Here is an 11178-nt window from a genome sequence, read left to right as displayed (position 1 = left end):
GAAGAAATCAAAATTTAAATTATTGCATTATATATTTAAAAGTGAAAAATGCTAAACTATAGGATATTATAAAAATATCGGATATTCCATACAAATTCCTACAATGCAAAAATCGAAACTTACTTGCCCATCTACTGAAGATAGATAACATGGTTTTGGGCACTGCAAAAAATGATTATTGAAAGGATTTCTATCAGGTTGAATTTCTTATTAATTCAGCTATTCCCTCAGATCAGGCGGAAGCATATTAGGAATCCCGTCATCGATCGGGTAATACTCTTTGCATTTTCCGCAGTAGAGAGTTCCTTTCACTATTTCTTTCTCATTCTCTTCTGTTACTTCAAGTACAAGATCGCCTTTACACATCGGGCAGCACAGGATATCCATCAGGTCTCTTTTCATGTTATTTACACCCAAACCTCCTTAAACGTCATTTTCATAATCAAATTATCGGTAGATATAAACGTAAATACGTCGTAGATAGGTGGAGAGAGGAAGGGCGGCTGCCGGCGGTAGACCTACTGCTGAGGAAAGTCCCCTCACCTTCTGGACCGCGGACACATTCAAGTGTGTAGGGTGAGAATCCTGGCTCTGGAACAGAAACGATACCGCAGCGCAGAAATGCGATGATTTCGAAAGAATGAGGTCATGCGTTTTGCGGATGGAACGGCGAATCCCCGCGGGTGCAAGCCGAAATAGGATAAAAGGGCAGTCCAGACCTGTCCGAGTACGGCGCAAAGCTGAATGCCGCATAAGCGCGACAGGGGCACAGCCCCTTGCGCTAAACATAAAGGGGCTTACTCTCCTCACTCCCTAAAGAGGGGTCTTTTCTACAATCATACCGTTTTTCATCGGGTAACGCTCAATAACCGAAATACTGCACCCTTTTTTCTTCAACACATCTGCCAGATCCTCGGTTATCCACCAGGCGGTCTCAACAGAACCATCCTGGATAGAGTACATATCCTCTGTAACTTCGGCCTCTTGCAAAATTTTTAAACAATTCCCCCTGATAAGCCCATAGACAAGGGTTCCATCATCAGTTACCTCATCAAAATCCCGTGCGTTCTTATTTGCAATGCGTTTAAATCTCTCCCTGAGCTGAACCGCATCCTTAAACCGTGAAGAGCAAAAATGAATCCTGCTGTCCTGTAGTGATTTAACCAGTGATCCAGCCGCCTCTTTGCTTCCAAGGGCAGCAGATGAAACATCATCCAGGGCTACATAGCCCTGTCTCTTAAGCTCATCTGCATTTGTTTCAGAGAACTCAAGCTCATTCAGGTTAAGAAAGCCGCCCACTTCATCCAGTAAAGATAGAATACTGCTAATATCGGATGCTATAGATGGGATCTCGATTCCCGCTGAAAGACCAAGTTCACTGGCAGAAATGATCGACCTGCGGTAAGGTGTCCTGTTGACATCGGCCCACATATTAAGTGGAGGGTGGAACCTGATCTCATCAAGACCTGCATTCCTCAAAGACTCAAGAACTTCTATCCCGGGCGCAAGGGCAGTATATAAATGTATGTGATGAGAGGTGCCGAACCTGTCCTTAAGAAGACGTATGTAGTGAACCACCCTCTCTGTTCTTAGAAGAGGCTCTCCTCCTGTTATGCCTGTTCCAAGAGCATCCATTGAGATGGCTTCCTCGATCAAATCCTCATCCGTTCTGATAGGCCTCTCATTTGAAAAGACTAAATCCTTCTTGCGCCTCGCCTCTGAAACAGGACAGTAAAAGCAGTTCCTTTCGCATAATCCTGTAATAAAGATGACCATCTTTGCCCCCTTATAACAAAGGCGGCATCCTTCAGGAAGATAATTATAAAAAGAGCCAGAGCGATCTTTTTCCATTGTTACTTACTGCGGTTAATAATATACTCGCCCAGCTCTTTAAGCCTCCTTTTTGCAGGGCTTTCATCAAGCGTTTCAATATAACCCTTTGCAAGTTCAAGTTCTTCTCGCGCCACTTCCTCTGCATAATCTATAGAATCAGAAACAAGATGCATCAGTTCGCCGTTGTTGCATTTCATCATTCTCTCAATTGAGATACCTGAATTAAGCGCATCAAGGATAACTATTGATGGTCTTCCCATAAAAAGATCATTTTTTACTGGTTTACCTATGTCCTCCTCCTTTGAGATGCAGTCCAGAATATCATCACGGATCTGAAAAGCTATACCAACATGAGTGCCGAATTCTGTGAAGTTTTTAATTTGTTCCTTAGCTCCTCCGCCCACTAAAGCACCGACCTCGGCAGCAGAACCGAACAATGAACCTGTCTTTCTGAACGCAAGCTCAAGATAGCTTTTCTTATCCTTTGCAAAGTCAACAAGTTCCATTGCTTCTCCTTCTCCCATATAGAATAGTGAGTCGGCTATGGCATGTATGAGCCTCGGGTCACGTGCCGCTATCTTAAGTGAGAGGGCTGCAAGGATCTGGACTGTAAGAAGGGCCATATCAGTACCCCACATCTTATGGATTGTATATCTTCCGCGTCTTTTTTCTGATTTATCAATTACATCATCCAGAACCAGGGATGATGAATGTATCAACTCAATTGAAGCTGCTGCAAAACTTGCATCTCTGGCAGTGCCGCCCACTGCTTCACATGAAAGTGTAACAAGGGCAGGGCGTATGCGCTTTCCTTTAGAATCTATGGCATAGGCGACCGCAGCCGCAAGCTCAGGGGGCTTGATATCAAGAAGTAGATCTGGAAGTTCTGAATCTACAAGTCTTGCACGCTCTGCTAAAAGCTGTTCGATATCCATTACGTACTCCCATTACCGAAGTAAACAAAAGAGTTTCTATTTAGACTCATATTCCCTTATTATAGCTTATTATAAATAGTCTTTTCTGTATTAAATATCCAGTTTACGCATTCTATCAACTGCTTCATTGATTCTACCAACAGGCTGGGTCAGTGCAAACCTTATATATCCCTCGCCAGATTCACCAAACCCTATACCGGGTGTAGCTACTATCCCTGCTTTCTCAAGAAGCATCTTTGCAAAATCCTGGGATTCACCACTGACATGTGCCCACACATAGAATGTGGCCCTGGGAGGTTTTACCTCAAGCCCGAGTTCCTTCAGGCCCATGAGAAGTGCATCTCTTCTCTCCTTATATATCCTGTTCATTTCACGGACGCAGTCCTGCGGGCCAGAGAGAGCCGCGATCCCTGCTTCCTGAACCGCTTCAAATGCACCTGAATCCACGTTTGTTTTCACCTTTCCAAGACCGGCAATCATGTCGCGGTTCCCTACTGCGAAGCCGATCCTCCAGCCTGTCATATTGTATGTTTTGGACAGGGAATGCACCTCTATGCCTACATCTTTTGCACCGCTCACGTTCAGGAAACTTGGCGCCTTATAACCATCGTATGTCATCTCTGAGTAAGCATTGTCGTGAACAACCAGTATATCATTCTCATTTGCAAAATCCACTACATCCTCAAAAAACCCAGACGTAGCAGTTGCAGATGTGGGGTTGTTGGGGTAGTTAAGAAACATGAGCTTCGCCTCTTTAGCTACATCAGCCGGGATTGCTTCAAGATCGGGAAGGAAATCGTTCTCTGAAAGTAGCGGCATCCTGAAGGGTTTCCCATCTGCAAGAATAGAACCGATATTGTACACAGGATACGCAGGGTCAGGAACAAGAGAGATATCATCAGGATTTAAAAATGCAAGCGGGATATGGGCGAGCCCCTCTTTTGAACCTATGAGCGTTAGAACCTCATCCTCCGGGTTGAGGTCGATATTCATGGTCTTTTTATACCATCTTGCCGCTTCAGTCCTGAAAGACAGCATCCCCTCGTACGATGGATACCTGTGCCTGGCTGGATCATGGATTGATTTTTTCATCGCCTCCACGATATGGGGTGGAGTGGGCATATCAGGGTCACCTATACTTAGGTTGATGACATCAACGCCTTTCCTGATCGCCTCTGTTCTTGCTCTATCGATAGCTGCAAATAGATAGGGGGGTAATGAATTTATCCTGTTAGCGTACATAATCGCGCTGAAATGTTTTTTATTGTATATAACGATAGCCTATTTCTTAAGAAAATTTTAGAAATAGGCTATAGCATTTTTTACAGCTTCATTTCCATTGTTAGAGTACCCCTCTGAAATAATGGCCTGTTGTAAAATCACCAGGATTACTGCAACCGTTACCCATCCTCTTACTGCCAGTACTATCATCTATAGCTCTCCTGTATGCCTGAGTTATTTTTTTTGTTGATTCCTTATCATACATTGTTGCTTCTATCCGCAGACAGCTTACGCCTGCCTTAATTATATCAGGCACGTGTTCAAGCATACATAACTCGCGGGAGTTCATGATAAAAGTACGCCCCTGTGTATCTGTCATGACAGGAAAAGCAAAACCCCTATCATCCTTTAGTGCAGCATCATGGATATCACTCTGAGGAAAAAGGCAGCCTACAAGGTTATGCTCAGAGATCATGAGGGGAAAGAGACCGTGCACTATGCACTCAGTCGGGCCAGATGGCGTCAGGTCTCTGATCTCATCAAGTGTAAGCTCTGGAGAAAGTGTCACCCTCTGGCTGTAATTTAAAAAATGCTCCATTGTGAGCCTGTTGAAGACGTTGAGGGGATAATCGACGACAATGGGTTTGATTGGATATAACCTGCTAAGATAATACAGGATTCCGGCATTTGCAACAAGGAAACCATCAGGATTAAGGTGCGTATCCAGGTTCCCTATCTCTCTTGCTATTCGCGGTGTACTGATAAACACGCTCACACCCTTTTCCCTTCCATATTCGATAGCATAACTGTAATCATTTTTATCCGTTTTATCGAATGCTTCTTTGTCTATATAGACAACCTCTGCGCCGCCTGAAATTGCAGCTTCAAGACATTCAACAGAGCCGGTGTTTACAGATAGGCCTGGCCTGTATTCTACCTCTTTTTTCTCAAAAGTTATTTCTGGTCTTTTACACTGTCGTTTCCATTTAAGCGTGCGCTCCCTCTCAAGCCGGGCAACAGCAGCGCGGCGAAGAGAATTAAGCTCTGAGACCGGAATAAAGATATTATCCCCTATATCAAACGCAATCTCATGCGCTTCGAAGATGGTGTTCCCCAGCTTTTTCAACTGGCGGGCTATCAAACTCTCTGAGATAGGCCTGCCTTCTGCCTGGCCTGCGATCCCCCCCTGTATTACTGCTTCGTTCTCACCATCGCTGATGCGAAGTTCAGTATGCTCTCCAGACCTGGCTGTAAAAGACATTCTTACCGGGATCTTCTTATTATTTTTGCTATCTTTTGTTCTCAATGATGCCATGAGCAGGCTATCGAATGTCTTAAAAACAGCATCGCCCCTGTCTGCCTCAGGGGGTATTTTAAGTTCAACCACAGAACCTGGATTGGCATATGCAGTCCTTTTACTGCCAGTATACATATCCCTGACGATGATTCCGCTGTCCCGTCCTCCTATCCCTATGCCGTCCCCTGCCCTCAGTGGAGCTTTAAGATATATGGACGCCTGCTTTTTTCGTATATCTAAATCAACCACTCTGCCAAGCTCTGTACCGCGATTATGCGGATATTCCCGGCTCATCAACTGATCTTCTGGGCTCCCAAAGAAGTATCCTGTAGTGAATTCCCTGTTAAATAACTGGCGCAATGTATGCTTTTCAGCTTCAGTTACCCGAAAGTTCTCAGGAGATCCAGAGTACCTGTCAATAAGCTTCCTGTAAACTCCAACCACCCCTGCCACGTATTCAGGACGCTTCATCCGTCCCTCGATCTTGAAGGAGTCGATCCCTGCGCCTATAAGGGAACCGATATGCTCGCTCATATTGAGATCCCTTGGACTGAGAAGATAGCCCTCAACTCCGTTCATCCTGTATTTTTTCCGGCACGGCTGGGCGCAGTATCCACGGTTCCCGCTTCTCCCCCCTATCATGCTGCTTAAAAGACACTGCCCGGAATATGAAAAACACAGAGCCCCGTGGATAAAGGTCTCAATCTCAATTCTGGTCTTTGATCTTATCCTGCGGATTTCATCCAGCGATAACTCTCGTGCTGGCACCACGCGTTTTACGCCCATGTCCTGCAGGAACCTCACGCCCTCCATGTTATGTATGGTCATCTGGGTACTGGCATGGACAGGAAGTTCTGGAAGCTGCTTTCGCAATAACCTCAGGATACCAAGGTCCTGCACTATGACCGCATCAGCGCCGCAGTTGCAGAGGAACTGGAGATATTCGCAGGCATCTTCAAGCTCTGAGTCCTTGATCAGGGTGTTCACTGTTACATATGCTCGAACTCCGCGGATATGAGCATAATCGATAGCCCATTCAAGTTCCTCGCGTGTGAAGTTGGAGGCGTACTGCCGCGCGCTAAAGGCAGTACCGCCAAAATACACAGCATCGGCTCCATTCTCGATTGCTGCTATAAGGGCTTCTCTGCCGCCGACAGGTGCAAGAAGTTCGGGTCTGTGCATGCGGGGGTTATTGGATATGTGAACTTAAAAAGGTGCTTGCGGTACTGAGCGCTCTATCCTGTATATGTCCGGGAAAATTATAAGCTCTCTGAATAGTATGGATTATTTAAGAGACGGGGGACAGCATATGGAAAGAGAGGGACAATGAATATAACCCTGATTGAACGCTCTCCAACTGTAGAAGAATATCAGAGACTATGCAAAGCAGTTGGATGGAATAGGATAAATGATATAGCAGCAGAAGCTGGTTTACATAATTCTCTGTATTCGGTATGTGTAATTTATAGAGATGAGGTAGTTGGATGCGGAAGAGTGATAGGTGATGGTATCTATTTTTATATCCAGGACATAATGGTTCTACCCGGGTTCCAGGGGAAGGGAATTGGCAAACACATTATGGATGCATTGATGGATTTCCTTAATTCACATGTATGCAACAGCGCTTTTATTGGTCTGATGGCAGCAAAGGGAGTTTCAAAGTTCTATGAGAGATATGGATTTATAGAACGACCACCAGATAGACCGGGGATGTTCCAGAAGTACATTGGAACAGGCAGGGAGAGAAAAATGAATCCATGTCCCGGATGGCAGTATAATGAAATGAAACAGGTAGGCGCTGACTATGCGGATATACGTGAAGTTCAGGCATATGATTCACGAATGCAAAAGCTAAGAGATATTAAGGAAGAGACTGAAAAAATCCTGAACTCGATAAATCTTACCCGAAACCAGACTGTTCTCGAATTCGGTACAGGAACAGGAGAGTTTGCGATAGAGGCAGCTCAACATTGCTCAAAAATTTATGCGACTGATGTCTCAGTACAAATGCTTGAATTTGCACAGCGAAAGGCAGCAATGCACGGGATAAAGAACATAGAATTTCATAATGCAGGGTTTCTGACGTATGAGCACGCCGGCGAGCCTCTGGATGCAGTTGTATCGCAACTGGCACTGCACCATCTTCCCGATTTCTGGAAAATGATCGCGTTGAGGCGCATACATGGAATGCTAAAGGAGGGAGGGAAGTTCTACTTAAGGGATACGGTGTACTCGTTTGATGTTGATAATTACATGGATTTTTTCAATCGCTGGATTGAGGGAATCAGGCAGGCTGCAGGTGATGAACTGGCAGATGATGCAGAGACTGCAATCAGGGATGAATACACAACCCCTGGATGGATCATGGAAGAGCTACTTAAAAGAGCGGGATTCCATATCGACGAAGCAGAGTATTCTTATGGCTTTATGGCAGTTTATGTATGTACTAAAAGCTAAAAGCGCTACCATGCGCTAAATCACCAGAACTAATTTATACTATAAAGCCAGACAATCCCTGATTATAATGGCTTCTGGCACTACCACAAACACCAATAGAATCGGTGAGGGGACCTATGCCAACCCTGAACTGCTAATCGAGACTGACTGGCTATCCCGGCATCTGGATGACGCGGATATCAGGATCGTGGATCTGCGGCCAGAGAAGGAATATGATAAAGGGCATATTAAAAATGCGGTGCATCTGAACCACATGGATATAACAGGAGATGAGAACGTAAACAGGGGTTTTCCTCCTGCGAATACACCCGACCTTCTTGGAAGCCTGGGGATCGACAGGGATATACTGGTAGTAGCCTATGATGATAACTCAGGTCATTATGCTGCTCGCCTCTTCTGGGTGCTTGAATACCTGGGACATAAGAAGACAGGCATATTGAACGGTGGGTTTCAAAAATGGGTGGCGGAGGACAGGGAGGTTACTACCCTTGTCCCCAGGATCGAGAGAAAGACATTTGTACCACGGCCCGATACTGACAGGGTAGCCACAGCAAGGAGGATACTTGAGACTATGTCAAATCCAGATGTGATGATACTGGATGTCAGGTCACCTGAGGAATACACGGGTAAAAAGATCAGGGCAAAGCGAGGGGGACACATACCCGGTGCGGTAAATATAGAATGGAAAAAGAGCATAAAAGATGATCGGACATTCAAACCTGCCTCTGAGCTAAACGAGATGTTCAGCGAACAGGGCGTTACCAAAGAAAAAGAGATAATAACCCACTGCCAGCTCGCTGTAAGGGCTGCCCATACGTACTTCACGCTGAGATTGCTGGGATACCCTAAAATCAGGGTCTACAACGGCTCATGGGCAGAGTGGGGCAACAATCCGGATCTGCCGGTCGAGAATGAGCAATAACTTCTCTCTATTTCGCGCTTAGAACCTCGTATATGGTTTTCAACAATACCTCAGCAGTGTAAGGCTTTGACAAAAATGCTTTTACATGGTTGTCTGGAACTTTTGCAAGTTTGTCTTTCTCGGTTAATCCACTTGCTGCAATAATCCTGATTTCAGGATTAATTTTGTTCAGTGCTCGAATACTCTGCGGACCTTCCATAACAGGCATCATCATATCCATTATAACTGCCTTAATTTCATTTCTATACTGCAAGTACAGTGTAATAGCCTCTGCGCCATCATCGGCTGTGATTACTTTATATCCCTTTGTTTCCAGTATCAAACTGGTAATATCACGAACTGAGGGTTCATCATCAACAACAAGGATCAATTCTCCTTTTCCTGAGGACAGTTCAAACTGCAAATCTTTTGTTTCTTGTGTTCCAGTTGCAACAGCGGGCAAATGGATTCTAAATGTAGTACCTTTTCCAGTTTCACTGTGCACATCTATAAATCCGCCGTGGCTTTTCACGATTGCAAGGGATACTGAGAGACAAAGTCCTGTACCTTTGCCAAACTCTTTTGTCGTGAAGAACGGTTCAAAGATTCTATCCAGTATCTTAGGAGGAATACCTGTTCCAGTATCCGATACTGTGATAACAACATATGAACCAGCCTTAGCCCCGATATTAACACGGGCGTAGTTTTCATCAACTAAAAGATTTTCAGCAGATATGTTCAGGATGCCGCCATCTGGCATAGCATCGCGGGCATTCATGCACATGTTCATAAGGACCTGGTGCAACTGCGTAGCATCTCCAGAGATATTCCACAGGTCTCCAGGTACACCGGCTCTAACTTCGATGGATTTTGGAAATGTTTGTTTTGCTATCTTCTCTATTTCAGAAATAAGTTCTGTTACCTGAATAATCTTGCGCTCACCTTCTATACCCCGCGTAAATGACATGACCTGTTTTATCAGGTCAGCCGAGTATTGTGTATTTTTTTCAAGGATATTAAGCAGCCTCTGGCTCTGTTCATCGGTGAATTTATTTTTTAGCATCTGCAGCGATAGCGTCATTGGCGTCAGCATATTGTTAATGTTGTGCGCAAGACCGCCTGTGAGTGTACCTATGCTCTCCATCCTCTGAGCTTGCAGCAATTGAGCCTGGAGTTTCTTCTTCTCAGTGATATCTATAGTGATGCCTACCATACGAACTGGTCGGTTGACATCATCATAGAAGGTTTTGCCTTTAGCATTCAACCAGCACAGGTTGCCGTCAGGACGGATGGTGCGAAACTCAATATCAATATCCATCTTTTGCTCAATTGCCTGAGCAACCGCTTTACTCACCATGTCATGGTCATCAGGATGAACCGTTTTAAACCAATTCTTGTAATAAGGTTCGTGATCTGTAGTGAGACCATGGATTAAGTAATATTCCTCTGACCATTTCAGTTCACCTGTGAGCATGTTCCAGTCCCATGTCCCGGCGTTAGCAGCCTTTTGCGCCAGTTTCAATCGCTCCTCGTTCTCCGCCAGTGTAGCCTCAGTCCGCTTGCGCTCTTTAATTTCAGCCTGCAATGCCTGATTAGCTTCCTCCAGTTCTGCTGTCCGTTCCTGAACACGTATTTCTAACTCATCGTGCGCTTTGCGCAACGCCTCTTCAGCCTGCGAGCGCTCGATAATATCAGCAGCCTGCCGGGCCAGGATGTCGATTACCCGCAACTCGCGGTCAGCCGGGGAATGCACCTGCCTGAAATGAGTCGATATGATGCCGAGCAATCGACCCGAACGAGCCAGCAGTGGTGTTGATTGAACCGCGAGTACTCCTTCGTCCAGCAGCACATCCAGCGCATCACTGCCCTTGAAGATGGGGCTATGTGTGACATCTTCCACGATTACGCGTTCCAGCCGCTCCATTGCCATGCCGCATGATGCCGCTTCCCCGGCTTCCACCTCCTCAAAAAACTTCAAAAAATGGATGTCAAAATTCTTGTGGGCAGCTATCTTCAATTTTCCTGTCGAGGGATCGAGAAGCTGCAGATTTCCCTTATCAGCGCCAGTAATTGCAATTGCTGCCTCGATTATTTCCTGGAGAAGAAAACTGAAATCATTGCCTTCGATGTAGCGCGTGCTCAGCATCTGGAGAACATTCATGTCCCTGATTTCGGCTTCGAGATCCTTCTTGAGTTGAATGAGTTTGTTCTCCGCCCGCTTGCGCTCGGTGAGTTCCTGCTGAACATTCTTAAAAAGCCTGGCGTTTTCAATTGCAAGCGAAACGGATACAGAAAGTTTTTTGAGAAAATCAACATGGACCGGAGTGAAGGCATACTCGGACTTTTCAGTCGCGCCAAGGACTCCGATCATTTTACCTTTTACCTGTAAAGGAGCGGCGATCACCGAGCGAATCCCGAATCTCTGAAACATCTCACTGCTAAATCTTTTATCAGTATAACCATCATGAACGACAACTAAGAGCCTATCCGAAAAGTAGAAGAATTACAATGTAGGGTAATGTGGGGTAATGACA

At 45.3% G+C, this 11178-nt stretch carries 8 protein-coding genes, 1 other RNA gene and 1 pseudogene; 3 read left to right on the top strand and 7 right to left on the bottom strand.

Annotated elements, in window-relative coordinates:
• Window positions 1–219: 219 nt before the first annotated feature.
• Window positions 220–402 (bottom strand): methytransferase partner Trm112, encoded by a 183-nt coding sequence (locus ANME2D_RS00180; RefSeq protein WP_048088197.1) that lies wholly within the window; start codon window positions 400–402, stop codon window positions 220–222.
• An 85-nt stretch (window positions 403–487) separates the two neighbouring features.
• Between ANME2D_RS00180 and rnpB the strand changes: the two genes are divergently transcribed.
• Window positions 488–812, top strand: an RNA gene (rnpB, locus tag ANME2D_RS16705) — RNase P RNA component.
• 1 nt (window position 813) lies between these two features.
• Here rnpB and ANME2D_RS00175 read toward each other — a convergent pair.
• The 4 genes from ANME2D_RS00175 to ANME2D_RS00160 form a co-directional block, all read right to left on the bottom strand.
• Window positions 814–1776 (bottom strand): radical SAM protein, encoded by a 963-nt coding sequence (locus tag ANME2D_RS00175; RefSeq protein WP_320408793.1) that lies wholly within the window; start codon window positions 1774–1776, stop codon window positions 814–816.
• Window positions 1777–1853: 77 nt separating this feature from the next.
• Entirely contained in the window at window positions 1854–2768 is a 915-nt protein-coding gene (locus ANME2D_RS00170) for a polyprenyl synthetase family protein (protein WP_048088195.1), read from the bottom strand.
• A 90-nt stretch (window positions 2769–2858) separates the two neighbouring features.
• Window positions 2859–4010: an LL-diaminopimelate aminotransferase gene (locus ANME2D_RS00165; RefSeq protein ID WP_048088194.1), complete on the bottom strand. Its 1152-nt coding sequence runs from the start codon at window positions 4008–4010 to the stop codon at window positions 2859–2861.
• Between the two features lie 100 nt (window positions 4011–4110).
• Window positions 4111–6468 carry a DUF3656 domain-containing U32 family peptidase gene (locus ANME2D_RS00160; protein WP_048088193.1) on the bottom strand — a complete coding sequence of 786 codons (2358 nt, stop codon included), beginning with the start codon at window positions 6466–6468 and terminating at the stop codon, window positions 4111–4113.
• Between the two features lie 144 nt (window positions 6469–6612).
• Here ANME2D_RS00160 and ANME2D_RS18325 point away from each other — a divergent pair, with 144 nt between their 5' ends.
• Complete coding sequence (locus tag ANME2D_RS18325) at window positions 6613–7743, top strand: GNAT family N-acetyltransferase (RefSeq protein WP_198527316.1); 1131 nt, start codon at window positions 6613–6615, stop codon at window positions 7741–7743.
• 67 nt (window positions 7744–7810) lie between these two features.
• Entirely contained in the window at window positions 7811–8665 is an 855-nt protein-coding gene (locus ANME2D_RS00150; RefSeq protein ID WP_048088192.1) for a sulfurtransferase, read from the top strand.
• 7 nt (window positions 8666–8672) lie between these two features.
• Here ANME2D_RS00150 and ANME2D_RS18935 read toward each other — a convergent pair whose 3' ends face one another.
• Window positions 8673–10331, bottom strand: coding sequence for a hybrid sensor histidine kinase/response regulator (locus ANME2D_RS18935; RefSeq protein WP_338140327.1), 1659 nt, complete (start codon window positions 10329–10331; stop codon window positions 8673–8675).
• A 6-nt stretch (window positions 10332–10337) separates the two neighbouring features.
• Window positions 10338–11108 (bottom strand): annotated as a pseudogene (locus ANME2D_RS18930) (GAF domain-containing protein); the annotation flags it as partial.
• Window positions 11109–11178 lie beyond the last annotated feature (70 nt).

Source organism: Candidatus Methanoperedens nitratireducens, assembly GCF_000685155.1.
GTDB classification, from domain to species: domain Archaea; phylum Halobacteriota; class Methanosarcinia; order Methanosarcinales; family Methanoperedenaceae; genus Methanoperedens; species Methanoperedens nitratireducens.
This window is presented reverse-complemented; position numbering and strand designations above follow the sequence as displayed.